Source organism: Barnesiella viscericola DSM 18177 (genome assembly GCF_000512915.1).
GTDB classification, from domain to species: domain Bacteria; phylum Bacteroidota; class Bacteroidia; order Bacteroidales; family Barnesiellaceae; genus Barnesiella; species Barnesiella viscericola.
In genome coordinates this window covers 2,566,394-2,592,463 of the sequence record NZ_CP007034.1, presented here as the reverse complement: position 1 = coordinate 2,592,463, position 26,070 = coordinate 2,566,394, and the positions used below count along the sequence as shown (strand labels likewise).

Below are 26,070 nucleotides of genomic sequence, written 5' to 3'. Positions count from 1 at the left end.
GAATTAAATGTTATTATTCGTAATAATGTTTTTGTATAAAAAGTTATCTTTCTGATAGAGTCTGCAATACTCCATGGAGGGTCGAACCGCCTGACTGAAGAGCCGATACCACATTCTTGGCAGGAGACTGCAAGAGGGCGATAACCTCAGCAATAAGTTCGTTTTTGCTCTTGATGGCAACCAGCGTATCCAACTGATCGGCGCCGATATAGAAACCTTCTTCTACATAAGCGGCTTTCAAGACGAGGTCCTCAGAAGTTTTTCTGAATTCCTTGATCAGTTTGGCCGGAGCGTTACCTACATTCGAGAAGAACATTGTTGTAGAACCCTTCAACGAGCTGTACAGCGGCGTGTAGTCGGCATCGAGACCTTCGAGAGCCTTGTGCAGCAAAGCGTTCTTTACAACCATCATTTTGATACCTTCTTTGAAACATGCGCGACGCAGATTACTGGTTTTTTCGGCATTCAACGTAGCGGTTTCGGCGAGGTAGAAGCAGCTGTACTCCTTTACAGTGTCTGCTATTTGTGCAATAATAGTGCCTTTATCTTCCTTTCTCATAATTCCTAATTTTAGTTCTCGTCAACCGATTTGGGATCAATCTTGATACCCGGGCTCATTGTACTCGAAAGATAAATACTCTTGATATAAGCACCCTTAGCAGCAGTAGGTTTCAATTTGATCAACGTCGAAACAAACTCTTTTGCGTTGTCGCGAATCTGCTCGGCAGCAAACGAAATCTTACCTATCGAGGCATGTACTATACCGTTCTTGTCGACTTTGAAGTCGATCTTACCTTGTTTTACTTCTTTTACAGCTTTAGCCACATCGGTAGTAACCGTACCACTCTTGGGGTTAGGCATCAAACCACGGGGGCCCAACACACGACCCAGAGCACCGATTTTACCCATGATAGCAGGCATCGTAATGATCACGTCGATATCGGTCCAACCGCCTTTGATTTTCTCGATATACTCGTCGAGTCCTACATAGTCGGCACCGGCTTCTTTGGCAGCAGCCTCGGCATCGGGCGTACAGAGCACCAATACACGTACTTGCTTACCGGTTCCGTGAGGCAACGATACGACGCCACGAACCATCTGATTGGCTTTACGAGGGTCAACACCCAAGCGTACATCAATATCAAGCGATGCGTCGAACTTGGTAAAAGTAACATCTTTTACCAACTGAGATGCCTCGCTGAGTGAGTAGGCCTTCCCTGCTTCAATCTTTGCTAAAGCTAACTTTTGATTTTTTGTCAGTTTACCCATTTCAATTGAAGTTTATTAGTTATTTACCGGGAATTCCCCTTTTACGGTGATACCCATACTTCTCGCTGTACCAGCAACCATGCGCATGGCCGATTCTACGGTAAAACAGTTCAAGTCAACCATTTTGTCCTCGGCGATTGCTTTTACCTGATCCCAAGTGATCTCACCCACTTTCTTACGGTTGGGCTCGGCCGAACCACCTTTTACTTTGGCAGCTTCCATAACCTGAATGGCTACGGGAGGAGTCTTTACAACAAAGTCGAAAGACTTGTCGCTGTAATAGGTGATGACAACCGGCAGAATCTTACCGGCCTTGTCTTGGGTACGGGCATTGAATTGCTTGCAAAACTCCATGATGTTTATACCCTTCGAACCCAGAGCAGGTCCTACGGGAGGAGAGGGGTTTGCTGCACCACCTTTAATCTGTAATTTGATTTGTCCAGCAATTTCTTTAGCCATTGTTTTTAATTTTGATATTATTAAAATACCGAGGATTCATACAAGCGCGTAACCTCTTGTATTACTCCCGCTCTACTTGCGAGTTTTCCAATTCCAACGGAGTCTTGCGACCGAAAATCTTGACCATCACTTTCAGCTTCTTCTTCTCGTTGTTCACCTCTTCGATAATTCCACTAAAGCCGTTGAAGGGGCCATAGTTTACTTTTACCGTTTCGCCTACGTGATATACAACAGCAGGCTCGTCGCCTACTTCCTGCATCTCGTCCACAGCCCCCAACATACGATTAACCTCCGAAGGCCGCAAGGGCTCCGGTTGGTTAGATTTTCCACCCAGGAAATCGATTACGTTGGTGGTGTTGCGCAGGTGGTGAATCACCTCGCCTACTAAGATGGCTTCAACAAAAACATAGCCCGAGTAAAGGTTTTTCTCCTTTACCACTTTTTTCCCGTTACGTACGGTATAGACTTTTTCGGTAGGTATCAAGACCTGAAATACGTAATTGCCAAGATCAGTATTCTTGATTTCGGCATCAAGAACTTCCTTGACCTTGCTCTCTTTTCCGCTTATGGCACGCAGCACGTACCAGCCTCTTTTTTCTTCAGACATTGATTTACCTCCCTAATTAAAAACCTCCGTAAATAAGGTGCATGATTTTGTCGATACATTGGTCCATTGCAAATATCACGATGGCGATAATAAGGGAAGCAAACATAACCACCACTGCGCTATTTGCCAACTCCGATTTGGTAGGCCAAGATACTTTATGAACCAGTTCATTGTAAGAATCCTGGATATCGGCAAGTATTTTCAATTTCTTCATTGCTTCATTAAGTTTTGCACGGGTCGAGAGACTCGAACTCCCGACACCTGGTTTTGGAGACCAGTGCTCTACCAACTGAGCTAGACCCGTATAAAATCAGCCCCGCGTGAGGGCTGATTTTTATGATTTTTCAGTACTAAATTCGCGTGGAATATTAGTCGAGGATTTCGGTGATTTGACCCGAACCTACCGTACGACCACCTTCACGGATTGCGAAGCGCAGACCTTTGTCGCAAGCAACCGGCGTGATGAGTTTCACGTTGATGGTTACGTGGTCACCAGGCATTACCATTTCTACACCTTCGGGGAGAGTGATTTCGCCCGTTACGTCAAGCGTACGGATGTAGAATTGAGGACGATAGTGGTTGTGGAACGGAGTGTGACGACCACCTTCTTCTTTCTTCAAGATATAAACTTGAGCCTTGAATTCCGAGTGGGGTTTTACTTGTCCCGGGTGGCAGATTACCATACCACGTTTGATTTCGTTCTTGTCGATACCACGGAGCAACAGACCTACGTTATCACCAGCTTCACCTTCGTCGAGGATCTTACGGAACATCTCAACACCGGTTACAACCGATTTCTTGTCGGCACCCAAGCCCAGGATTTGTACCTCGTCGCCAACTTTTACGCGACCGGCTTCGATACGACCCGTAGCAACAGTACCACGACCAGTGATCGAGAATACGTCCTCAACAGGCATCAAGAAGGGTTTATCAACATCACGCGGAGGCAGAGGAATCCAAGTATCTACGGCGTCCATCAGCTCCATGATTTTCTCTTCCCATTTGGGTTCGCCATTCAAGGCACCCAGAGCAGAGCCACGGATAATAGGCGTGTTGTCACCATCATATTCATAGGCGTTGAGCAGCTCTCTCATCTCCATTTCAACGAGTTCGAGCATCTCTTCGTCGTCTACCATATCACATTTGTTCAGGAACACAACGATACGAGGCACGTTCACCTGACGGGCCAACAAGATGTGCTCACGAGTTTGAGGCATAGGACCATCAGTTGCTGCAACTACGATAATAGCACCGTCCATTTGAGCAGCACCGGTTACCATGTTCTTTACATAGTCGGCGTGACCCGGGCAGTCAACGTGTGCATAGTGACGGTTTGCAGTTTCATATTCTACGTGCGAAGTATTAATTGTGATACCACGTTCTTTCTCTTCAGGTGCGTTATCGATCGAGTCGAACGAGCGCATTTCCGAAAGACCTTTCTTTGCAAGAACCATCGTAATGGCGGCGGTCAAGGTCGTTTTACCGTGGTCTACGTGACCAATAGTACCAATGTTTACGTGGGGTTTGGTACGTTGAAACTGTTCTTTTGCCATAGTTTTGTATTTTTTATAAAATGATTAGCGTTTCTAAAAACTTGGAGCCGATGACGGGATTTGAACCCGTGACCTCTTCCTTACCAAGGAAGTGCTCTACCCCTGAGCTACATTGGCAATAATTTCTTTTTCGAGCGGAAGACGAGGCTCAAACTCGCGACCCTCAGCTTGGAAGGCTGATGCTCTATCAACTGAGCTACTTCCGCAATCTCTACGTGGGCAAAGATGGATTCGAACCACCGAAGGCGTAAGCCAGCAGATTTACAGTCTGCCCCATTTGGCCACTCTGGTATTTGCCCATTTCTTTTGTCTCCCCGGCAAAGGCCTCCGCCCTGCCGTCCGGCTCGCCCCGTTTCTTTTGCCGGGGACAATTTTGCACCCGCTTGTCACGCTGCGTGTCGGTGAGAAACGGGTGCAAATTTAGGCATTAATTTTAAACTACAAAAATATCAGTACATTTTTTTTACTTTTCTCTCATCTTTTCTTTGGATTTCACCAGCTGCTTGGCCAGTGCATCGACAGCCACATCGACCGCTTCTTCAAAAGAATCAGCCACTTTGCTCGAAAATACAGCTTCGTTTCTCGGGATAAGTACTTTGATGCCGGCCTCTTTATTTTGTGCCGTCTCGGGTTTTACCACCTTTAATGAAACCTCCACGGCGATGATACCATCGTAATATTGTTCGAGTTTGGATACCTTCTTCTGAATGAACTTTTCCAGTTTCTCCGATGCATCGAAATGAATAGCTTGAATACGAATTTCCATATTCCCTCCTTTTTTTATGGCTTCCTTTTCGGGAAAGCCTGGTTATAACTTTGTTTTAGCTCTTCAAACGTAATATGTGTATATACTTCGGTTGAAGCTAACGAATGGTGCCCGAGCAGTTCCTTGACACTATTGAGACCTGCGCCGTTGTTGAGCATGACCGAGGCAAAGGTATGACGCAGCACGTGCGGACTCTTTTTTTCGAGTGTGCATACCTGCGACAGGGCTTGCTTGACTACCCGATAAACCAATTGCGGATAGAGGGGTTCACCGTCTTTCTTTACAAAGAAATAGTCGGCGTGAGCAAACCCGGCTTCCCGACGAGCCTTTCGATAGTCGGCTATCAGCGCCGCCAGTTCCGGGCCGTAAGGCACCAGACGCTGCTTGTTGCGCTTACCGGTCACCTTTATCTCCTCAGCCCGCACATCATCGTCATGCAATCCTATCAACTCGGCCCGACGGATTCCGGTACTGTAGAACATCTCGATGATCAGTTTGTTGCGTATGCCTTCAAAATCGTCACCATACTCCACGTCATCAAGCAGCTCGTCCATCGTGTCGCGCCGCAGGTAGACCGGCAATTTCTTCCTCACTTTGGGCACCCGCACCTCTTTTACCGGGCTGCCGGCAATCACCGACTGCGCCATCAGGTAACGATAAAACGCCCGCAACGAGGAGATCTTGCGCGAAACGGTGCGGGCCGACATACCGTCCTCCGACAGGGCGGCTATCCACTCCCTCACCTGATCGGGGGTTACCTGTTGCAATTCACACCCCGGAGCAATGGTTTCAAGGAACTCTTTAAACTGAAACAAATCGTTTTTATATGACAATACGGTATGAGTAGAAAGATTCTTCTCATACCGGATATATCTTAAAAACGATTCGGCCAGCATAACTCGTAGCTTTTACTTACGCTACGAATATAAGGGAAATTATTGAAAAATCCAATATCTGCCGGGAATAAAAAAATTACTCTTCGTTCTGATGGAGTTTCTGAATATAGATAGCCCGCATCATCTTTTTACGGTTTGTTACCGACGGTTTTTCAAAAGCCTGACGGTTACGCAATTCTTTTATTACACCTGTTTTTTCAAATTTCCGTTTGAATTTCTTCAAAGCCTTTTCGATGTTTTCGCCTTCTTTTACTGGAACTATAATCATAATTATTTAGATATTAGTTTATTTGTTTCCTTGTTTAGATAATTGCGGTGCAAAATTATAGATTGTTTTGTGATTAGCAAAACTTTCGACCGCTAAAATACATCGCATCGACATTTTTTTCAATAATTCGTCGCAATCTCCATTCATCTTCATTGCGATATTTTCACACCCTTTTATCGTCTTATTTAACCAAATATGACTACCTTTACAAGCAATTATACAATAGGGTAGAATACACATTAAAAAATAGAGATATTATGAGCAAATCGACATTACCCCGACTGAAAGCCCTGCGCGAAGAGATGGGCAAAGCCGGTATTACCGCGTTTATCATACCGGGGACCGATCCGCACCAAAGCGAATACTATGCCAGCCACTGGGCTGCACGTACCTGGATTTCGGGTTTCAACGGATCGGCCGGAACGGCTGTCGTAACCACCAACCGGGCCGGACTGTGGACCGATTCGCGCTATTTCCTGCAAGCGGCTCAACAGTTGGAGGGCTCGGGATTTGAACTTTTCAAAGAGGGCCTGCCCGACACGCCCACCATCGAGCAATGGCTCCTGAACACGTTGCCCCAGGGAGCTACCGTGGCCATCGACGGGACTCTGTTCGGTGCCTCCAAGGCGGCCGAAATGAAACAGAATTTCGAGAAACACGGATTGCGCTTCGTCACCGACTTCACGCCGTTCGACTCCATTTGGGAGGATCGTCCGTCGATTCCCAAAAACGAGGTGTTCATTCACGAGGAGAAATATAGCGGCGAATCGGTGGCCGACAAGATGAACCGCATCATGGAGCAGGTACACCAGGCCGGCGCCGAGGCCTTGCTGCTGGCGGCTCTCGACGAGATTGCGTGGGCTTTCAATATCCGCGGGAACGATGTGGAGTGCAACCCCGTAGTGGTTTGCTACGCCTACATTGACGACACACGCCGCATACTCTTCATCGACAAGGACAAAATCGGCGACTCCGTAGCTCAGTATCTGAACAAGAATGGAGTAGAAATCATGCCCTACGAGAGCATCTTCGATTTCGTGGGCACCCTGCCCGTCAACAAGAAGGTATTCGTCGATACCAACAAAATCAACTACACCTTATTAAATAAACTCAATGCTACATCGGTTTCGGGGCAATCGCCCATTGCACTGTTGAAGAGCGTCAAGAACGAGACGCAGCTGGCCGGTACCCGCGAAGCGATGATTCGCGACGGTGTCGCCCTCGTGCGCTTCTTCCGCTGGCTCGAACAGAATATCGACAGCGGCAAGGTGACCGAGATAACCGTTGCCGAGAAGTTGCGCGAATACCGTTCGCAACAGAACCTTTACGTGGGTGAGAGCTTTGCCACCATCGCCGGATTTAACGAACACGGTGCCATCGTCCACTACTCGGCCACTCCCGAGAGCAACGCCACCATCGAACCTCACGGATTCCTACTCATCGACTCGGGCGCCCAATACCTCGACGGTACGACCGACATCACCCGCACCATCTCGTTGGGCAACCTCTCGCCACGCCAGAAACGCGACTTCACGCTGGTCATGAAGGGACACATCGCCCTGGCTACCTGCCACTTCCCGCAAGGCACGAGGGGCTCGCAACTCGATGCCCTGGCCCGTCACTTCCTGTGGGACGACCACCTCAACTACCTGCACGGCACGGGACACGGCGTGGGCCACTTCCTCAACGTGCACGAGGGCCCGCAGAACATTCGCCTCGAAGAGAACCCCACCCCGCTCATGCCGGGCATGATTACCTCGAACGAACCGGGTCTCTACCGCACGGGCGAGTATGGCATTCGCTGCGAGAACCTCATTCTCACCGTACCCGACTACCAAAACGAGTTCGGCATGTTCTACCGCTTCGAGACCCTCACCCTCTTCCCCTTCGACACCGAGGCGCTCGACCTCTCGATCATGACCGAGAAGGAGATCGAATGGCTCAACAACTACCACGAGATGGTGTACGACCGGCTCAGCCCCATGCTCAACGAAGAGGAACAGCAGTGGCTGCACCGCAAGACAACCTCTATTTAACGACTAAAAAAAGATATTCGATATGGCACTGATCAAATCTGTACGGGGATTTACTCCCCAAGTCGGCAAAAACTGTTTTCTGGCCGACAACGCCGTACTCATCGGCGATACCGTTCTGGGCGACGAATGCAGCATCTGGTTCGGAGCCGTGTTGCGCGGCGATGTCAACTCGATACGCATCGGCAACCGGGTGAACATTCAGGACGGAGCGGTACTGCACACCCTCTATGAGAAATCGACCATCGAAATAGGCGACGATGTTTCGATAGGCCACAACGTGACGATACACGGCGCTACCATACACAACGGAGCCCTCATCGGCATGGGAGCGGTAGTGCTCGACCACGCTGTCGTGGGCGAAGGGGCTATCGTAGCCGCCGGTGCCGTTGTACTGAGCAAGACGGTAATCAAGCCGGGCGAACTCTGGGGCGGGACTCCGGCCAAATTTATCAAAATGGTTGACTCCGAGCAATCGAAAGAGATCAACCAGAAGATTGCCAAGAACTACCTCATGTACTCGACCTGGTACGAGGAGGAGTAATTCCCCTCGCACTTAACCATACCCCGACGGGGCTGCCTTTACCGAGACAGCCCCGTCGGCTGTTTAAAGAGCAACTGCAATCGAGGAAAGACCGAGGTCATAACCTGCGGTTATACATTATAACCATAAAGAAATCATTTATTTGAGAATAAAAGTCTACCTTTGCAGCGCAAAACCAAGGAAACAGAATCCCGGGCTCAAACATTTTACCGGCAAGCATTTGCAAAAGGCAGGCGAACAGGGCCTCGGGAGAAAAAGAAAAACAAACACTCTAATATTCTAACAATTATGTTCAGCGAAAAACAAGGCAATGTACTTCACGGCATTCTGCTGATTGTACTCTTTTCGTTTTCGGCCTTCTACATTGCCGAAATTCAATTCATAAAGAATCTCTCACTCAGTCCGCTTATCGTGGGTATCATATTGGGTATGCTCTATGCCAACAGCCTGCGCAACCGGTTACCCGAGACGTGGGTACCGGGTATCAAGTTCTGCTCGAAACAGATTCTGCGCGCCGGTATCGTGCTCTACGGGTTCCGTCTGACGCTGACCGACGTAGCTGCCGTAGGTCTCCCGGCCATTGTGGTAGACAGCATCATCGTTTGCGGCACCATCTTCCTGGGCATCTTCCTGGGCAAGCTATTGAAGATAGACCAAGACACCGCCCTGATTACCTCTACCGGCAGTGCCATCTGTGGTGCAGCCGCCGTACTCGGTGCCGAGCCGGTTATCAAGTGCGAAGGCCATAAGACCGCCATCGCCGTGTCTACCGTGGTTATCTTCGGAACCATTGCCATGTTCCTCTACCCCATCATGTACCGCTCAGGACTGCTCTCCAGTCTGTCCGATACCCAGGTGGCCATCTACACAGGAAGCACCCTGCACGAAGTGGCCCACGTGGCCGGTGCAGGCAATGCGATGGATCCCACCGACACGCTGGGCATTGCCGGTACAGCCACCATCACCAAGATGATTCGGGTCATGCTCCTGGCCCCCGTATTGGTCATCATGAGCTTCGCCCTTGCCGGACGTAAAAAAGTATCAGCTGACGGCACAGTGGCCAAGAGCAAGATTACCATTCCCTGGTTTGCATTCGGATTCATCGGCATCATCTGCCTGAATTCCTTGCTCCAGTACCTCTTCGGTGCCCCGACCGTAAAAGACATTCCTCTGAACGGAGCCATCGAATACATCGATACCTTCATGCTGACCATGGCCATGACGGCACTGGGCGCCGAGACCAGCATCGACAAGTTCAAGCAGGCAGGAGCCAAGCCCTTCATTTTGGCCTTTGGACTTTTCATCTGGCTGGTGGGTGGCGGTTACCTGCTGGTAAAATGGCTGGTCTAATTCTATTCTAAAAAAAGGAATCTCAAATATAGGGTCAAAAAAAGCAATCCCTCCTGGTTGTGCCATTCGGCTTCAACCAGGAGGGATTGTCGTTTTTATCGTTTCCGGCCGGAAGAAAGGCACCATGTACCTACGGCTTGATGCCCCTTTTCCCGGTTGGATCAGATACTTGTCATTGCTTTGCATACTGCCCCATCAGCAGGCGCCAGTATTCAACCCTTGCGACGTTTCTCATCGGGGCGCGATTTGTTGGAGGACGAGTGGCGACCACGCGCAGACTCGGGCGACGCACCTCGACCCGTACTCTTCCTGTCGGGACGACCGGCCACACGGTTTTTATCGGCAAGGGTACCCCGCCGGGACGATTCGTGGGCTGCGGCAGGCCCTGTGTGACGGCCACGACGTCCACCCGCCGATTCCTCTTCCCGATGCCCCCGGCGTGTATTCCGAGGCTCCTCGTCGCCTCCCGTCGCCCGATTGCGCGGGGTATGACGGGCCAAGCGACCCTCCTCGGCCGCTTCGGCCCCAAACGAGGCGTTTCGGCGCGAAGAGGCTCCATAGCGACGTAGCTTATACTCGCGCTGCTCCATAGGAATATAGTGCAGCGGTTCGCCGTCGATCTTTACCTTGTCGCCCTCTTCGACCCGACTGCCCAGCGTAGCCAGCTCACCGTTGATGGTAACCCGCTCGTCGGTAATGAGTTTATCGGCCTCGCGACGGGAACAAAATCCCGAATCGCCGATGTATTTGTTAATCCGGATACCCGGTAATGTCTCTTTCTTTGCCATAGCAGACTAAAAATTTTTTATCGTTATCCCAATACAATGCGTTCGGCCTCGACCGGTTCGTTGAGGAACAGGGTGGCCGCCTCGGAAAATTTGGCCGTCGACTCGGTAGTGAGATACCGGCAACTCCCCCCTTTCGAGCAACGGCTCTCTATCTCGGGGTGACGGTGCAGATAGTCGTCGAGCCGGTCGGTAACCAGCGGGCCCTGCACCACCACCGATACCGACGGGGGCAGATACCGCCTTATCTTGTCGAGCAGCAGGGGGTAATGAGTACACCCCAGCACCACGGTGTCGATGGCCGACGATTGGGCCAACAGTTCGTCGATGTATTTCTGCACGAAGTAATCGGCTCCCGGCCCCTGTGCCTCGTTGTTCTCGACCAGCGGTACCCACATGGGGCAGGCCTGCCCGTAGACCTCGAACGAGGGATACATTTTCTTGATTTCCATCTCGTAGGAGTGCGACTGTATGGTACCCGGGGTGGCCAGTATGCCGATGTGCCCCGTATGGGTCAACGTCGACAACGCCTCGACCGTGGGGCGTATAACCCCCAGCACCCGCTTGTCGGGGGCGATGCGGGGCAAATCGTTCTGCTGGATACTGCGCAACGCCTTGGCCGAAGCCGTGTTGCAAGCCAAGATTACCAGCGAGCACCCCTCGTCGAAGAGGTGCAGCACCGCCTGTTTGGTGAACTCGTAGACAATCTCAAACGACCTTGTACCGTAGGGGGCACGGGCATTGTCGCCCAAATAGAGGTAGTCGTACTGCGGCAACCCCTTGCGCACCTGTTCGAGAATGGTGAGGCCGCCGTATCCCGAGTCGAAGATACCGATAGGCCCTACCGCCGTATGCTCGTTTTGCATATTCATCATTGATGGCATAAATATGGAAAAAGGATGATAAGTTGCGTTATCACCCTTTTATGAAATCCCTCGACGAGGGAATATTATTTCAAGCCCAGTTTGGCTTTTACCAACGGAGTCACATCTTCGCTGGGAGCACCTTGATAGATCACGATGGGATAGGCCAAATCGAAGATATAGGTATACTTGCCTTCGGCACCTACGGCCTTAATGGCGTCCATCAACTTCTGTTGAACCGGAGCGAAGAGGGCTTCCTGTTGTTTTTGAATATCCTGGGTTGCCATTTCGCGGAAGCTCTCGATACGCGATTGCGAGTCTTGAACCTCTTGCATGCGACGGGCACGGATTGTCTCGGGAATCGTATCGCCCAAAGCCATATACTCTTTATACTTTTTGGTGAACTCCTCTTGAATCTTTACAAATTCGTCTTCGTATTTCTTATTGATATCTTGAAGAGTTTTCTCGGCAGTTGCTTTCTCGGGCATCAGCATGAAAATTTCCTGAGAGTTTACGGTACCGAATTTAAGGGCCTGTTGCGCCTGTGCCATAAAGCTCAGCGAGCAGAAGCACACAGCAGCAAAAAGAAGTTTCTTGATCATACTATAATTTTTTGTTTTAACTGTAAGTTATGAATAATAGCACAAAAGTACGCAATTATTTTGAATATCCTAACTTTGTGAGCACTTCATTGCTTATATCAATCTTGGGCGAAGCGAAAATAATGTTGGGCGACGAGGCTCGGTCGATGACCATCGAGTAACCTTTATCCTCCGAAATTTTCTTGATGGCATTGTAAATATCGTCCTGGATAGGCTTCATGAGGATCTCGCGTTTCTTGAACAGTTCGCCTTCGGGGCCAAAGTATTTGCGACGCAGTTCCACCACCTCGGTCTCCTTGTTGCGAATCTCCTCCTCGCGTTTCACCTTCATCTCCTCGGTGAGGAAGACCAAATCGGACTGGTAGTTCTGGTACATCGTCTTGGCCTCGGCAGCCTTGTCGTCGCACTCCTTCTGCCAGCGTTGCGACACCTGGTTCAACTGTTCGTTGGCCATCTCGTAGGAGGGTATGTTTTTGAGAATGTACTCCATATCGACCAAAGCATATTTCTGAGCTACCGACGAGGCGGCAAAGGCTATCGCCGCAATCGCCAAAAGGGCTATTCTTTTCATATCAAATCATTGGATTTAGTTATACAATTATCTACGTTCCCGGGGAGAGAGCGAACCAATCACCACAGTCTCCGAAAATAAAGATAGCGCGATTCTTCTGAAATCGCGCTATCCTTTTATAGCATTTAACAAAAAAAGTATCTATTTTTTCACAAATTAAAATTCCTGACCCAAGATGAAGTGGAAATGGCTTCCGCCCCGTTCGCCCTGTACCTTGTCGAAACCGTAGGCCCAGTCGATACCCATCAGACCAATCATCGGCAGGAAGATGCGCACACCCACACCGGCCGACCGCTTCAACGAGAAGGGGTTAAAGTTTTCGAGCTGAGTCCAGGCATTACCACCCTCGACAAAGGCCAAACCGTAGATGGTCGACGAGGGTTGCAACAGGAACGGGAAGTGCAACTCCATGGAGAAGCGGGTATAGGCACGACCGTCGGAATAAGGTGTAAGCGAACCGTTGTCGTAACCTCTCAACCCGATGGTCTCGGTAGCATAGGTGTAGGAACCGGTCATACCGTCACCTCCCACATAGAAGGTCTCGAAGGGGGTCTGTTTGTATTTGTTGTACGAGCCCAGCAAACCGAAGTCGGCACGGCCCATGAGCACCAGCGTATATTTCTCGGAGTTGTTCAGCGGCGTGTAGATGCGGCTCTTGAACTTGATCTTGTAGTACTCGATCCAGCGATACAGTTTCTCGCGGTCGGCCTGCGACGAACTTTCGTAAAGGCTCTTGTAATCGGTCTTGGAGAAGAGCGAATAAGGCGGAGTAATCTGAGCCGACAGGGTGAACTGCGAACCACGGCGGGTATAGATGGGATTGTCGATTGAGCTACGTCCCAAGGTCAATCCCAAGGTGAAGCTGTGCGAGGTTCCGTTCTGCATGTAATAGAGATACTCCCAGTTTTTGAGGATATAGGCCTGATAGCCCAACTCGGCCATGAAGGTGAAATAGTCATCGGGCCACTCCAACCGCTTACCGAATCCAAGCGAAACACCCACCATCTGCAACGACTTGCTGGGGTCGAGGGCATTCTCATAGGCATTCTGGTAGTAGTCGTCGTAATAGTTGCCGTAATAATTGCCATAGTAATTACCGTAATAGTTACCATAGAGCGAACTGTTGTAGATGCTGTTGTAGGCATTGCTCAGGAACGAACTTTCGATACCGGTCTGGCGGCTGTAATAGGCCGAGAACTGGAACGAGTTGGGTCGTTTACCACCGAACCAGGGGTCGTAGAACGAGATACTGTACTGTTGGTAATACCGGGCATTGGTCTGCGCACTGATGGTGAAGGTCTGCCCGTCGCCCTGAGGTATAATACCCTTGAATGATTTGGGATTCAACAGGTTGCGAACCGAGAAGTTGGTAAATTTCAGACTGAGTTTACCAATCACACCCGTCTGCCCCCAACCGGCCGAGAACTCAATCTGGTCGTTGGCCTTCGATTCGAGGTTGTAAATGAGGTCGACCGTACCGTTCTCTTCGTTCGGTTCGGGTCTGATATCCATGGTCTCGGGGTCGAAGTGACCGGTCTGGGCAATTTCACGAGCCGAACGCATGAGGTCCGACTTGCTGAACAGTTCGCCCGGTTTTGTACGCAACTCACGACGAATCACGTGTTCATACAAGCGGTCGTTACCGTTGATGACCACTTTGTTGATACGGGCCTGCGGGCCCTCGAAGAGGCGAATTTGGAGGTCAATCGAGTCGTTCTGCACATTCCCCTCGATAGGTATCAGCTGGAAGAAGAGGTAACCCCGGTCCATGTAGAGGTTGGCCACGGCATCTTCGTCCTCCATTGTCCGCTTGTTCAGCATCTTCTGGTTATAGACATCACCCGGCTTCATGCCCAACACGGCCGACAGATAGTCCGAGGGATAAATCGTGTTGCCCACCCACTCGATGTTGCGGATATAGTATTTGTCGCCCTCGTCAATAGTGAGGTAGACGTCGACCGTCTTGTCATTGTAGCGCACCACGCTGTCGCTTACGATAGTCGCATCGCGATAGCCCAACTCGTTGTACTTCTCGATGATAAGGTTCTTATCGTTTTCGTAGTTCTCCTCGACAAATTTCTTGGTACGGAACAGGTGGAGCAGGTTGCCCTTCTCGTTGGTCTTCTTCATGGCCCACTTGATCTTGCGATCCGAGAGCACCTGATTGCCTTCGATGTAGATTTTGTGGACTTTGATTTTCTCCTTCTTATCGATATAGATGTCGACAATCACCTCGTTTTCGTGAGTAAGGTCATCGGTCTGCTTGATATTCACCTCGGCATTCTTGAAACCCTTCTCCTCAAAATGTTTCTTGATGATGGAGGTGGCCCGGTCCACGATGTTGGGGGTAATCTGGTTACCCTTCACCAGCCCCAACCGGTTCTCCAAATCCTCGCGTTCGCTCTTTTTGATGCCATGATAGTTGATTTGCGAGATACGCGGCTGCTGTTTCAGTTGAATTTCAATCCAAGCCTTGTCGCCGTAAACTTTGGTCAACTTGATAGTAACGTCGGAGAAGAGCCCCTGTCGCCAGAATTTCTTGGCGGCATCGGTAATGGCATTACCGGGAATCTCGATTACCTGTCCCACTTCGAGACCCGAATAGCCGATGAGCACATAGTCCTCATAGTTGGGAGCTCCCGTCACGGTAATACCGGCAATCTCGTATTTTTGAGGTATGGCCGAGTAGACAACTTTGGGGTTGTATATCGTATCGAGCTTTTCTTCGTTCTGAGCGGTTGCCGCCAATGAACACAACAACAAGGTCAAAAGGACGGCCAAATACCTGAAAGGCATATTATATTGCATTTTCAAATTCAAATTCTTCATTTATAGTTGTTCACTCGTTTTCCCGAACCGACGTTCGCGCGACTGATACTCGACGATGGCCTTGTAGAGGCTCTCGCCCGTAAAGTCGGGCCAATACTCTTCGGTGAAATAGAACTCGGCATACGACAGTTGCCACAACAGGAAATTGCTGAGCCGTATCTCGCCCCCCGTCCTGATGAGTAAATCGGGGTTGGGCATGTCGGCCGTGGTCATGAACCGGTCGAGGGTCGACTCGGTGATGTCGTCGATGGCCAAGGCTCCCGACTGAACCTCGCGGGCTATGCACCGGGCAGCCCGGGCAATCTCCCACCGCGACGAGTAGCTGAGTGCCAGATTCAACACGATGCGTTTCCCGCCCGAGGTGTCGCTGATACATTTCAGCAAACGAGCCTTCACATCGGCCGGCAACCGATCGATGTCGCCGATGACCGACAGGCGCACACCCTTCTCGATCATGCCGGGGGTCTCCCGCTCGATGCCAAAGACCACCAACGCCATGAGGGCGTCGACCTCGGCCTGGGGACGATTCCAGTTCTCGGTAGAGAAAGCGTATAGCGTAAGATACTGCACCCCCACCTCGGCTGCGGCATCGGTAATTTCGTGAACCACGTCGAGCCCCTTGCGGTGCCCCTCCGATCGATCCAGGCCACGTTCCTTGGCCCAACGGCCATTCCCGTCCATGATAATGGCGATATGCCTGGGCACACGAGTACGATTTATCTGCTCTGCGTATGTCATTCCTTTCAACGATTATCGTTGTTACAAATCTCTTCTTTGCGGCCAAATTCATAGGTAATCGAGAACAAAGTCGTCGAGAACCAGTCGGTATTTTTCAGCACGCTGCTTTTTATGTTATAGGGGTCGCTCAATGACTTGCCGTCGAAGCTGTCGCCCAACGTCTTGTGCATGGCGAACTCCAAACTGATGTTCCACCGAGGGGCTATCTTGTATCGCACCCCCACACCCAGCGACCCATCGACACTCACATAACCGCCGTCGACGGTCGAGTAACCCACGCCGGCACCGGCCTGCAAATAGGGCGAAATCCGTTTCAACCCCTGATAGGAATAGCCTATCCCGTAGTTGAAGAAGTTGAACTCCACCTGTCCGCCCAACCGATATTGCCAACTCTCGAACGAATAGTCGTTCCCGTTGGGGAACCGATTGTCAAAGTCGCGTGTGTCGCCCGAGAACTGCATGGCCGAGAAATCGGTCTTGACCGACCACCGGTAGTTGAGCAGGAAGCGGAATACCCCGCTCATCGCCACCCCCGGCCGATGCCACGGCGACACCTGATTCGCATCGCCCATGTAGCAACTGATGCCGCCTGCCAGGCCTCCGTCGTAACGGAACTCCTGAGCCGACAAGATTGCCGTACAACTACTTATCCATATAACTATAATCGGAATTATTTTTTTCATGTGCGTGACGTTTTTACAGGCCTACATACATAAAACGGAATAATCCGACGAAAAGTATATCTGTCACTCGCACCCCTCATCGCTTTACGGTATAGGGGGATAGCTCAGGCGTCCTATCGCGCCCCGCCATATCTGGTTGTAAACGGGTTCCTCAGCATTCTCGCCACCGAACAGATAGATGTAGGGCACCTTGTATTCCTCGTCGGCCCGGGTAACGGCCTTCGGCACCGTGCGCACAGGCAGCCATTTCCACAGACCCGACGCCCTTTGTGCAGCCTCGGCCGCACGCTCAATCACCAGTACCGAGGCAAAAGCCCGCGGTTCAATATAGGCAGGCATGGCCAGTGACTCGGGAGCCTTGCTCCACGTGTTGCCATTGTTGATCGACACATAGACGTTGTTGTTCACGCCATTGGCATCGCGCCCACCGATGGCAATCCACGAGGTATATTGTGTGGTAACCCAATATGCGTTGGTCGTAAAGGTAAAATAGGGGAACAATACAACCCCTTCGCTGGGCGTAATCGAGCCGTCGAGCTGAGCCCACGCCTCGCCGTCATAGCCCCAGGTCGCACCCGTCAGACTGTTGTCGGCCAAGCGGCCGCCCACCATAATCGACTGCGGGGTATTCAAGTCGTAATTCGACACGAATGTCACCATCTGGCTGCTGCCCGTGATGGGAAAACCGGCCGGAGCCGGATAGGGAGTAAAGCCATCGGGGCGCGGATAACAGTCGTGCTTGTACACGCCGTTGTCGTCGACGATACCCAGTACTCTCGATTGCCACGTGCCCACCAGCGAATAGAAGGTCTGCCCGGTAGCCGTCCAGTTCACACCATCGTCCGACCGGTAGAGTTCACCCGTCTGAAACAACATATAGAGCGCATCATTGGTTGCCTGTACCGATTCCACGTTGGGCGTAAACGGCAGCGCCAACTCCCGAGCAGTCCACTCGTCGCCATAAGGGTTCGTGGTAGTATAGACCGTATAGGTCGAATTGGACTCGACAAACGTATATACCAAATCGTTCAGACGAACGGTCTTTTGTGCCGCAACGGCTGCACCACTGCCGCAAGGTAGGGGCTTTACGCCAAAAGCGGTATTCCAGTAGAGCGAATCGGGATCAATCTGGTGCACGTTGACCTTGACCGAATACCACTTCTCGGTCACCCCGTTTTGCGCAGTCACTATCAGCGACACCTTCGAGGTAAAGTCAATCGAATCGGTAGGCGAGGCCAAATATTCAATCGTATCATTTTTGGCGGGGTCGCCCCTGTCCATCAGTATGCGGGCGCGGCCCACGTTATCAAACGAGATGTTGGCAATCAAAGCCGACACATCGGTTCCCTTCGGCAGGGAGTCGGCATTATAAATTTGCCCTCCGTTCAGGTCGATGGTAAAGAAAATCGTATCGAGATTGGCCAGTACCGAGTCGTTGGCGGCCAACGAAAAGGCCGAGACCCGCACACTCTCCGACAACGTATAGGTTATCTGCTCATCATCGGAAGAGTTACATGAAACGCCAGATAAAATAAGAGCTGCTACACACAGGAAAAAATATATTTTTTGCGTCTTCATCAACTGATATGTGTTACAAGTTTGCAGTTACAATCGGCAAATTTAGCAACATTTTTGTCTTTGCACACTACAAACTCCAATAATTATAATTATTTATGGATAAGATTTTGGCTTCTTGTCGCCACATCTCGGACTTCAAAAATAGAGAAAAAAACTCGTATCCTGCATTATTTTAGACCAACCGAATGATTCGCCGGGCAAACGGTTGTTTTTTCTCTATTTTCATACCAGTCGATTCGGGCACGACCACACTGCTCCAACCGTTGTGACGGCTGTCTCAATATCGGGGCGGCAACCCCTTCGCCCAGCCTCATCTGCCCGGTCTCTACCCGAGCCTCGTCCCAATAGCCGCTGTCGATAAACGACTGCAAAAGGGCAGCCCCCCCCTCGACCAGCAAGTGCTGCAACCGCCGGCGATACAGCTCGTCGAGCAGCGCCGGTATCAGCGTCTGGCCAAAAGGTAGCCGCACCACCTCGACCGACGGGGGCAACACCGGATAGTCGGTCGCTTCACCCGTCACCAGCAGGGTCGGCAACCCATCGGTGAAGAGACGGGCTCCCGCAGGCACCCGGGCATGTTCATCGAGCACCACGCGCAGGGGAGAACGTCCGGGCCACAACCGGGCCGTCAACGACGGGTTATCGGCAACAGCCGTACGGGTGCCCACCAGTATGGCATCGACATCGGCCCGCAGACGGTGTACCCACACGGCCGAGACATCGTCCGAAATGCGGGCGGCCGGTTCCGACGGCTCGCGCAACCGGTCGATATAGCCGTCGCTGCTTTGGGCCCATTTGAGGGTAACGAAAGGACGATGGTGGGTCTGGAAGGTCATGAACGTGCGGTTCAACGCCAGGCACTCCTCCTCCAACACCCCGGTAACCACCTCGACTCCCGCCTCGCGCAGTCGGGCTATGCCTCGCCCCGAAACAGCCGGAAAGGGGTCGAGACAACCCACGACCACCCGGGGAATGTGCTTGGCCACAATCAATTCGGCACAGGGCGGCGTCTTTCCGTAATGCGAACAGGGCTCGAGCGAGACATAAAGGGTCGACTCGGTGAGCAACCGCTCGTCGACCACCGAGGCAATGGCATTCACCTCGGCGTGCGGTTTCCCGTAACAGCGGTGATACCCCTCGCCGATGATACGCCCCTCGTGCACGGCCACCGCCCCCACCATGGGGTTGGGCGACACGTGTCCACGTCCCAGCGACGCCAGCTGCAAGCAGCGGCGCATGAAAGCAGAATGTATCTCTCTATCCATATCTTGAACTTTTTTATTTACCTTTGTCTGCACATACCGACGAGAGTCTGCCCCGGTTCCAACGGTTCGAGAGCCCGGGCCCTGCCCCTCCTCCGGTATCCGTACCCAAGAGAATATGCGCATGCAAACCAGTATCGACCTGCTACGACATCAACTGGGGGGCATCTATCCTCCCGGCGAAATCACCGCCTTCACCCGCATGATTTTCGAGGCTCTGTGCGGCTACACGCCTACCGATATACTGCTTCGCAAAGATACGATTTTATCTGAGGATATACATCGAAAAGTCGAAGAGATAGCCGGGCGGTTGGCTCGACAGGAGCCTATTCAGTACATCTTGGGCTACGCCTGGTTCTGCAACCGGTGCTTCGACATAGCCCCCGGAGCCCTCATTCCCCGGCCCGAGACCGAGGAGCTGGTGCGGTTGATAATCAAGGAGAACAGCGGGCGGGAATTGCGCATTGCCGACCTGGGTACAGGCAGCGGCTGCATCGCCGTCACTCTGGCGTTAGAGCTTCCCCACAGCCGGGTCGAAGCGTGGGAGCTGTCGTCCGACGCCCTGGCCATCGCCTGCCGCAACGCCTCGAAGTGGCAGACCCGTGTCGATTTCGTGCAGCGCGACATATTGCACTACGATCTCTCGCAGGTGTCCCCCCAGTCGCTCGACCTCATCGTGAGCAACCCGCCCTATGTGCGACAGAGCGAACGCGAGTCGATGAGCGGGAATGTGCTCGACTATGAACCTCACGAAGCCCTCTTCGTCCCCGACGCGACGCCGCTTCTCTTCTACGACAAGATTGCCCGCGACGCCCTCACACTGCTCTCGCCCGGCGGCCGCCTCTACTTCGAAATCAACGAGACGCAGGGCGAGGCCATTGCCCACATGCTCGCCAGCTACGGTTACAAACAGATACGCATCATCAAAGACCTCTACGACAAGGACCGATTTGCCTCGGCCTCAAAACCTCACGCCCATGGCTAAACCTCTGACTCCCCCCGAAGCCCTGCACCGGGCCGCCGCCCTCTGCTCCTCGGCCGAACACTGCAAGGCCGACATCCTCGACAAACTCACGCGCTGGGGCATCAGCCCCGCCGACAGCCGGACTATCATCGACCGCCTCGTGCAGGAACGGTTCATCGACGAGCCACGCTACGCCATCGCCTTTGTCAAAGACAAATTCCGATTCTCGGGGTGGGGACGCATCAAAATACGTTATGCCCTGCAACAGAAGCGTATCGCCAGCAGCGACATCGACGCAGCCCTGGCCTGTCTCGACGAAGAGCAATACACCCAACGTCTGCTCGACCTGCTCCGCGCCAAAGCCCGCTCGACAACCGGCGACGACACCGAAGCCCGCCGGGCCAAGCTCTTCCGATTCGCCACCTCCCGGGGATTCGAGAGTAACCTTATCTTCAACGCCTTGAAACAGATAGAGCCATGAGACCCTTCCGCCCGCTCGACGAACTGCTCGACCTCTTCTTTCCCCGGCTCTGCCCCATCTGCCAGCGGGCCATGAACCGCGACGAGCGAGGCCTCTGTACCGGCTGTCTGCACCGTTTGCCCCGCACCCGCTACCACCTCGACCCGCTCAGCCCCATGGCGCAGCTCTTTCTCGGCAAAACTCCCATCGAGCGGTGTGCCGCCTACCTGCACTTCACCACCCCGGGCGACGCCAGGCAACTCATACACCACATCAAGTACCACGGCGGGAAACAATGCGGCCTCATCATGGGCGAAATCTTTGCCCGGGAGCTGATTCCCGACGGATTCTTCGAGGGCATCGACGCCCTGGTGCCCGTCCCTCTCCACCCCGACAAATTGCGGCGTCGGGGCTACAACCAGAGCGAATGGATAGCCCGCGGCGTAGCCCGGGCCACCGGCATAACACTGCACACCGACTGGCTGAAACACACCCGCGACACCCGGTCGCAAACCCGTAAAGGCGTGTACGACCGCTGGCTCGACACCCACACCGCCTACGACGCCCCGGAAGCTCCCGACCTCGACGGCCATCACCTCCTGCTCATCGACGACGTGGTGACTACCGGAGCCACCCTGCTGGCCTGTGCCCAGGCACTCCATGCCCACGGTGCCCTCCGCATCAGTTGCCTCGTCCTCGCAGCAACCCGGTAAATATTTTCATATTTTTAATCTACATTGGTCAGTTTATCTGCTATTTTTCTTACCTTTGTTTTCAAATTATCCTAAATATTATTCGTCATGAAAACGGTAGAACGATTACTGGCCGAGAAACTCTTAAAAATCAGAGCCATCAAACTGCAACCCGAGAATCCCTTCACCTGGGCTTCGGGCTGGAATTCACCCATATACACCGACAACCGTCGCACGCTCTCTTACCCCGAGGTAAGAACCTTTATCAAAGTAGAACTTTGCCGTGTCATCATGGAGAACTTCGGCTCGGTCGATGCCATTGCCGGCGTAGCTACCGGTGCCATTGCACAAGGTGCTCTGGTAGCCGAGACATTGGGCCTGCCCTATGTGTATGTGCGTTCGGCTCCGAAGGACCACGGTCTCGAAAACCTCATCGAGGGTAACCTGGTTCCCGGACAGAAAGTAGTCGTTATCGAGGACCTCATCTCGACCGGCGGCAGCAGCCTGAAAGCAGTCGAGGCTATCCGCAATGCCGGTTGCGAAGTGATTGGCATGGTAGCCATCTTTACCTACGGATTCCCCGTGGCTACCCGTAAGTTCAAGACCGCTCAGGTCGAACTGATTACGCTGAGCAACTACAACGCCATGCTCGAAACGGCTTTGGAGACCAACTATATCAAACCCGAGGATCTCGAAACGTTGCAGGAGTGGCGTAAAGACCCTGCGAACTGGCATGGTCCCAACAACACACCCGCCGTATGACCAGTTTCGAAAGCAAAACGGTGCGGATTGCCCACGCCGTAGAGAAGGTGTATGCCCTTCTTTCGGACCTCTCGAACCTCGACCGGTTCCAAAGTGTGCTGAATGCTCCCGAGAACAGGAGCAAACTCAAAATCACCGGCTACGATTGCGACAGCCTCTCCATCGAGGTGAGCCCTATCGGCTCGGTCACCTTCCGCATCGTGAACCGGGAACCGAACAAAACCATCAAGTTCGAGGCCGAAAACTCACCGCTGCCGCTCAACCTGTGGATACAGTTTGTGCCCACCGGCGAAAACGAGACGGCCTCGCGCGTCACGGTCAAGGCCGAGTTGAACCCCTTCATCAAGCCCCTGGTATCGAAGCCGCTGCAAGAGGGGGTCGACAAGATGGCCGACATGCTGTTGGTTCTCCCCTACGAACAATAACCCCACTGCGGGCAAGGGCGGGAGACAAAAGCTCTTGCCCGAATTTTTTTCATGACAACCTAAAACGTAACTCGTATGGCACAAAAACTTTGGGAAAAATCGGTACAGGTCGATCACGATGTAGAGCGATTCACCGTAGGCCGCGACCGGGAGATGGATCTTTACCTCGCCCCCTACGACATACTGGGGTCGCTGGCTCATATCAACATGCTGCAATCCATCGGGCTGCTCACGGCCGATGAGTTGGAGAAACTGACCGCCGAGTTACGACAGATTTACCACGAAACCCAGGCAGGCACCTTCACCATCGAAGAGGGGGTCGAGGACGTGCATTCGCAGGTGGAACTGCTGCTCACCCGCCGACTGGGCGACATGGGCAAGAAGATTCACAGCGGACGCTCCCGCAACGACCAGGTGCTGGTCGACCTCAAACTCTTCACGCGGGCCCGGCTGCATCGGCTTGTCGAAGGGGTAGAACACCTGTTCACCACCCTCATCGACCAGAGCGAACGCTACAAAACGGTACTCATGCCGGGCTATACCCACCTGCAAGTGGCCATGCCTTCGTCGTTCGGCCTGTGGTTCGCAGCCTATGCCGAAAGTCTGGTCGACGACCTCATCGTCATGCAGGCCGCCTACCGGGTGTGCAACCGCAACCCCTTGGGTTCGGCCGCCGGTTACGGCTCGTCATTCCCCCTCGACCGCACCCGCACCACCGACCTGCTGGGATTCGAGTCGATGGACTACAACGTGGTCTATGCCCAGATGGGACGTGGAAAAACCGAACGGCTCGTGGCCTCGGCCATCGCCTCGGTAGCCGCCACGCTGGCCAAACTGGCCTTCGACGCCTGCCTCTACAACTCGCAAAATTTCGGCTTCATCAAGCTGCCCGACGCCTTTACCACCGGCTCGAGCATCATGCCGCACAAGAAAAACCCCGACGTCTTTGAACTCACCCGGGCCAAATGCAACAAGCTGCAAGCCCTGCCCTACCAGATTACGCTCATCGCCAACAATCTGCCTTCGGGCTATTTCAGAGACCTGCAAATCATCAAGGAGCTCTTCCTGCCGGCCTTCGACGAACTGGAAGAGTGTCTGCACATGGTCGACCTCATGATGGCTCAAATCGAGGTGAATACCCACATCATCGACGACCCTCGCTACAACTACATGTTCAGTGTCGAAGAGGTGAACCGCCGTGTACAGGCCGGTGTCCCCTTCCGCGATGCCTACAAGCAGGTGGGGCTCGAAATCGAAGCCGGACAATTCACCCCCGACAAGCACATCGCCCACACCCACGAAGGCAGCATCGGCAACCTGTGCAACGACCGCATCACGGCACTCATGCAGCAGACCGTGGCCAGTTTCGACTTCGACCGTGCCCAACGGGCCGAAGCCCGGCTGCTGGGACTACAAAACGATTGACACTATGGACTACCAACCCCAACCCGACCGCTACTCCAACGGCATGATTTACCGCCGTTGCGGCAACAGTGGCATCGAACTGCCCGTCATCTCCCTCGGACTGTGGCACAATTTCGGCCACATCGACTCCTACGCCACCGGCCTCGAAATGGTCCGGTACGCCTTCGACCACGGCATCTGCCACTTCGACCTGGCCAACAACTACGGCCCCCCTCCCGGCAGTGCCGAGGAGAACTTCGGCCGCATGATGAAACAATGCTTCGCCGCCCACCGCGACGAGATGTTCATCACCACCAAGGCCGGACACGAAATGTGGGCGGGGCCCTACGGCGGAAACAGTTCTCGCAAGAACCTCATGGCCAGCATCGACCAGAGCCTGCGGCGCATGCGGCTCGACTACGTCGACCTCTTTTACAGCCACCGCTACGACGGAATTACCCCCATCGACGAAACCATGCAGGCCCTCGTCGACATCGTTCACCAGGGCAAGGCGCTCTACATCGGGCTGTCGAAATACCCCATCGACAAACTGCTCTACGCCCTCAGCTACCTGCACGAGGCCGGAGTCCCCTGTCTGGCCTACCAGGACCGTTACCACATGTTCGACCGCCACGTCGAGGAGAAGCATCTGCAACTCTGTGCCTCAAAAGGCATCGGTGTCGTTGCCTTCTCGCCCCTGGCACAAGGCATACTCAGCGACAAATATCTGCACGGCATACCGGCCGACTCACGGGCTGCCCGCCCCGAAGGCCACCTCAAAACCACCGACGTCACCCCCGAAAAGATAGCTCGAGTAGCCCGGTTGAAATCACTGGCCGACCAGCGAGGACAATCCATCTCGCAACTGGCCCTCGCCTGGGTATTGCGCCACAACGAGGTGAGCAGCGTGATTGTGGGAGCGCGCACCCTCGACCAGCTGAAAGACAACCTCCACACCGTCGAGAACCTCACCCTCACCCCTGCCGAAACCGAATTGATTGAGGAGATATTGAAATGAAAAAACTGCAAACCATACTTCTGCTCCTACTCGCCATCATCGTCGCCAGTTGCGACGCAGGCGACCGCGACCGCATACCCACCGCCGCCGTGCGGGTAGAATTTGCCAGTCAGGCCATGTGGAACCAGTACGGGGTAAGCGGCAGTTTCATACACCGCCAGTTTATCCTCAGCCAAAAGATTCCCGCCGGATTCCCCTATACTCTCTCGTCGGCCACCGGCTATGCCGGGCTCATGCTCATCACCAACGAGCACGCCGTGCCCTTCGTCTACGACCTCTGCTGCCCCGTCGAGATAAACTCCAACATTCGCATCGAGTTCGACGAAGAGAACCTCTGCCTGCGCTGCCCCAAATGCGGCTCCACCTACGACATCTCGACCGGAGGCCCCATGAGCGGCCCCGCCAAAGACGGGCGCTACTTTCTGCAAGTCTACCACATAGCCCCCTACGGCACCGCCGGCGGTCAGCTCATCTACCGCTGATTGCCCCCGACACACCTCCGGCATACCCCGGGAGCCACATCACCCGCAGAGGCGCCCCATGAGGCCAAAGAGATTTTCGAGCCTTAATTTTGCAGAAACAAAAAACCATTTTATCTTTGCACTCGCAACTGCGAAAATAGCTCAGTTGGTAGAGCACAACCTTGCCAAGGTTGGGGTCGCGGGTTCGAGTCCCGTTTTTCGCTCCAA

General features: G+C 53.0%; 29 protein-coding genes and 5 tRNA genes. 12 read left to right on the top strand and 22 right to left on the bottom strand.

What is annotated here, in order from left to right; all coding sequences use genetic code 11:
* Nucleotides 1-43: 43 nt before the first annotated feature.
* The 13 genes from rplJ to rpsU form a co-directional block, all read right to left on the bottom strand.
* A complete protein-coding gene (rplJ, locus tag BARVI_RS10795; RefSeq protein ID WP_025279254.1) occupies nucleotides 44-559 on the bottom strand; it encodes a 50S ribosomal protein L10 in 516 nt (171 codons plus the stop codon).
* Nucleotides 560-570: 11 nt separating this feature from the next.
* Nucleotides 571-1,269 carry a 50S ribosomal protein L1 gene (rplA, locus tag BARVI_RS10790; RefSeq protein ID WP_025279253.1) on the bottom strand — a complete coding sequence of 233 codons (699 nt, stop codon included), beginning with the start codon at nucleotides 1,267-1,269 and terminating at the stop codon, nucleotides 571-573.
* A gap of 15 nt (nucleotides 1,270-1,284) precedes the next feature.
* The gene (rplK, locus tag BARVI_RS10785) at nucleotides 1,285-1,728 is read right to left on the bottom strand and encodes a 50S ribosomal protein L11 (RefSeq protein WP_025279252.1); all 444 of its coding nucleotides are present in this window, start codon (nucleotides 1,726-1,728) and stop codon (nucleotides 1,285-1,287) included.
* Nucleotides 1,729-1,789: 61 nt separating this feature from the next.
* Nucleotides 1,790-2,335: a transcription termination/antitermination protein NusG gene (gene nusG, locus BARVI_RS10780; RefSeq protein ID WP_025279251.1), complete on the bottom strand. Its 546-nt coding sequence runs from the start codon at nucleotides 2,333-2,335 to the stop codon at nucleotides 1,790-1,792.
* Nucleotides 2,336-2,351: 16 nt separating this feature from the next.
* The gene (gene secE / locus BARVI_RS10775; protein WP_025279250.1) at nucleotides 2,352-2,549 is read right to left on the bottom strand and encodes a preprotein translocase subunit SecE; all 198 of its coding nucleotides are present in this window, start codon (nucleotides 2,547-2,549) and stop codon (nucleotides 2,352-2,354) included.
* 17 nt (nucleotides 2,550-2,566) lie between these two features.
* Nucleotides 2,567-2,639 (bottom strand) — tRNA-Trp (locus tag BARVI_RS10770).
* Nucleotides 2,640-2,703: 64 nt separating this feature from the next.
* Entirely contained in the window at nucleotides 2,704-3,888 is a 1,185-nt protein-coding gene (tuf, locus tag BARVI_RS10765) for an elongation factor Tu (protein WP_025279249.1), read from the bottom strand.
* Between the two features lie 42 nt (nucleotides 3,889-3,930).
* Nucleotides 3,931-4,005 (bottom strand) — tRNA-Thr (locus BARVI_RS10760).
* Nucleotides 4,006-4,021: 16 nt separating this feature from the next.
* Nucleotides 4,022-4,094, bottom strand: a tRNA-Gly gene (locus BARVI_RS10755).
* Between the two features lie 10 nt (nucleotides 4,095-4,104).
* Nucleotides 4,105-4,187: transfer RNA gene (locus BARVI_RS10750), tRNA-Tyr, on the bottom strand.
* Nucleotides 4,188-4,351: 164 nt separating this feature from the next.
* Nucleotides 4,352-4,654: a ribosome hibernation-promoting factor, HPF/YfiA family gene (gene hpf / locus BARVI_RS10745; protein WP_025279248.1), complete on the bottom strand. Its 303-nt coding sequence runs from the start codon at nucleotides 4,652-4,654 to the stop codon at nucleotides 4,352-4,354.
* A gap of 14 nt (nucleotides 4,655-4,668) precedes the next feature.
* Complete coding sequence (locus BARVI_RS10740) at nucleotides 4,669-5,550, bottom strand: tyrosine-type recombinase/integrase (RefSeq protein ID WP_025279247.1); 882 nt, start codon at nucleotides 5,548-5,550, stop codon at nucleotides 4,669-4,671.
* 76 nt (nucleotides 5,551-5,626) lie between these two features.
* Entirely contained in the window at nucleotides 5,627-5,818 is a 192-nt protein-coding gene (rpsU, locus tag BARVI_RS10735) for a 30S ribosomal protein S21 (protein WP_025279246.1), read from the bottom strand.
* A gap of 257 nt (nucleotides 5,819-6,075) precedes the next feature.
* On the opposite strand from rpsU, the gene BARVI_RS10730 reads away from it, so the two are divergent.
* From BARVI_RS10730 to BARVI_RS10720, 3 genes are all read left to right on the top strand, one after another.
* Nucleotides 6,076-7,854, top strand: coding sequence for an aminopeptidase P family protein (locus BARVI_RS10730; protein ID WP_025279245.1), 1,779 nt, complete (start codon nucleotides 6,076-6,078; stop codon nucleotides 7,852-7,854).
* A 22-nt stretch (nucleotides 7,855-7,876) separates the two neighbouring features.
* Entirely contained in the window at nucleotides 7,877-8,395 is a 519-nt protein-coding gene (locus tag BARVI_RS10725) for a gamma carbonic anhydrase family protein (RefSeq protein ID WP_025279244.1), read from the top strand.
* Between the two features lie 288 nt (nucleotides 8,396-8,683).
* Nucleotides 8,684-9,745 carry a YeiH family protein gene (locus tag BARVI_RS10720; protein WP_025279243.1) on the top strand — a complete coding sequence of 354 codons (1,062 nt, stop codon included), beginning with the start codon at nucleotides 8,684-8,686 and terminating at the stop codon, nucleotides 9,743-9,745.
* Between the two features lie 212 nt (nucleotides 9,746-9,957).
* Here the strand turns inward: BARVI_RS10720 and BARVI_RS10715 are convergent, their stop codons facing one another.
* From BARVI_RS10715 to ribD, 9 genes are all read right to left on the bottom strand, one after another.
* A complete protein-coding gene (locus tag BARVI_RS10715) occupies nucleotides 9,958-10,533 on the bottom strand; it encodes a S4 domain-containing protein (protein WP_025279242.1) in 576 nt (191 codons plus the stop codon).
* A 23-nt stretch (nucleotides 10,534-10,556) separates the two neighbouring features.
* A complete protein-coding gene (gene murI / locus BARVI_RS10710) occupies nucleotides 10,557-11,402 on the bottom strand; it encodes a glutamate racemase (protein ID WP_025279241.1) in 846 nt (281 codons plus the stop codon).
* A 77-nt stretch (nucleotides 11,403-11,479) separates the two neighbouring features.
* Nucleotides 11,480-11,995, bottom strand: coding sequence for an OmpH family outer membrane protein (locus BARVI_RS10705; RefSeq protein WP_025279240.1), 516 nt, complete (start codon nucleotides 11,993-11,995; stop codon nucleotides 11,480-11,482).
* Nucleotides 11,996-12,050: 55 nt separating this feature from the next.
* Nucleotides 12,051-12,566 carry an OmpH family outer membrane protein gene (locus BARVI_RS10700; protein WP_025279239.1) on the bottom strand — a complete coding sequence of 172 codons (516 nt, stop codon included), beginning with the start codon at nucleotides 12,564-12,566 and terminating at the stop codon, nucleotides 12,051-12,053.
* Between the two features lie 156 nt (nucleotides 12,567-12,722).
* Nucleotides 12,723-15,374, bottom strand: coding sequence for a BamA/OMP85 family outer membrane protein (locus BARVI_RS10695; protein WP_025279238.1), 2,652 nt, complete (start codon nucleotides 15,372-15,374; stop codon nucleotides 12,723-12,725).
* Nucleotides 15,375-15,395: 21 nt separating this feature from the next.
* A complete protein-coding gene (locus tag BARVI_RS10690; protein WP_025279237.1) occupies nucleotides 15,396-16,133 on the bottom strand; it encodes an isoprenyl transferase in 738 nt (245 codons plus the stop codon).
* Between the two features lie 5 nt (nucleotides 16,134-16,138).
* Nucleotides 16,139-16,816 carry a type IX secretion system protein PorG gene (gene porG, locus BARVI_RS10685; RefSeq protein WP_025279236.1) on the bottom strand — a complete coding sequence of 226 codons (678 nt, stop codon included), beginning with the start codon at nucleotides 16,814-16,816 and terminating at the stop codon, nucleotides 16,139-16,141.
* A gap of 84 nt (nucleotides 16,817-16,900) precedes the next feature.
* Nucleotides 16,901-18,394, bottom strand: a complete 1,494-nt coding sequence (locus tag BARVI_RS10680) for a DUF6242 domain-containing protein (RefSeq protein WP_157232586.1) — start codon at nucleotides 18,392-18,394, stop codon at nucleotides 16,901-16,903.
* Nucleotides 18,395-18,561: 167 nt separating this feature from the next.
* Nucleotides 18,562-19,659 carry a bifunctional diaminohydroxyphosphoribosylaminopyrimidine deaminase/5-amino-6-(5-phosphoribosylamino)uracil reductase RibD gene (gene ribD / locus BARVI_RS10675; RefSeq protein ID WP_025279234.1) on the bottom strand — a complete coding sequence of 366 codons (1,098 nt, stop codon included), beginning with the start codon at nucleotides 19,657-19,659 and terminating at the stop codon, nucleotides 18,562-18,564.
* Between the two features lie 121 nt (nucleotides 19,660-19,780).
* Here ribD and prmC point away from each other — a divergent pair, with 121 nt between their 5' ends.
* The 9 genes from prmC to BARVI_RS10630 all read left to right on the top strand — a co-directional run bounded on the left by prmC (nucleotide 19,781) and on the right by BARVI_RS10630 (nucleotide 26,069).
* A complete protein-coding gene (prmC, locus tag BARVI_RS10670; protein WP_025279233.1) occupies nucleotides 19,781-20,641 on the top strand; it encodes a peptide chain release factor N(5)-glutamine methyltransferase in 861 nt (286 codons plus the stop codon).
* Nucleotides 20,634-21,101 (top strand): regulatory protein RecX, encoded by a 468-nt coding sequence (locus tag BARVI_RS10665; protein WP_025279232.1) that lies wholly within the window; start codon nucleotides 20,634-20,636, stop codon nucleotides 21,099-21,101. The genes prmC and BARVI_RS10665 overlap by 8 nt, the downstream gene beginning before the upstream one ends.
* Nucleotides 21,098-21,793 carry a ComF family protein gene (locus tag BARVI_RS10660; RefSeq protein ID WP_025279231.1) on the top strand — a complete coding sequence of 232 codons (696 nt, stop codon included), beginning with the start codon at nucleotides 21,098-21,100 and terminating at the stop codon, nucleotides 21,791-21,793. Before BARVI_RS10665 ends, BARVI_RS10660 begins: the two co-directional genes overlap by 4 nt.
* 87 nt (nucleotides 21,794-21,880) lie before the next feature.
* On the top strand, nucleotides 21,881-22,534 hold the full coding sequence (gene pyrE, locus BARVI_RS10655) for an orotate phosphoribosyltransferase (RefSeq protein ID WP_025279230.1): 654 nt from the start codon (nucleotides 21,881-21,883) through the stop codon (nucleotides 22,532-22,534).
* Nucleotides 22,531-22,959 carry an SRPBCC family protein gene (locus BARVI_RS10650; RefSeq protein WP_025279229.1) on the top strand — a complete coding sequence of 143 codons (429 nt, stop codon included), beginning with the start codon at nucleotides 22,531-22,533 and terminating at the stop codon, nucleotides 22,957-22,959. Before pyrE ends, BARVI_RS10650 begins: the two co-directional genes overlap by 4 nt.
* Before the next feature lie 75 nt (nucleotides 22,960-23,034).
* Nucleotides 23,035-24,384, top strand: coding sequence for an argininosuccinate lyase (gene argH, locus BARVI_RS10645; RefSeq protein WP_025279228.1), 1,350 nt, complete (start codon nucleotides 23,035-23,037; stop codon nucleotides 24,382-24,384).
* A 4-nt stretch (nucleotides 24,385-24,388) separates the two neighbouring features.
* A complete protein-coding gene (locus BARVI_RS10640) occupies nucleotides 24,389-25,381 on the top strand; it encodes an aldo/keto reductase (protein WP_025279227.1) in 993 nt (330 codons plus the stop codon).
* Nucleotides 25,378-25,863, top strand: a complete 486-nt coding sequence (locus BARVI_RS10635; RefSeq protein WP_025279226.1) for a Rieske (2Fe-2S) protein — start codon at nucleotides 25,378-25,380, stop codon at nucleotides 25,861-25,863. Before BARVI_RS10640 ends, BARVI_RS10635 begins: the two co-directional genes overlap by 4 nt.
* Nucleotides 25,864-25,993: 130 nt before the next feature.
* Nucleotides 25,994-26,069, top strand: a tRNA-Gly gene (locus BARVI_RS10630).
* Nucleotide 26,070: the final 1 nt, after the last annotated feature.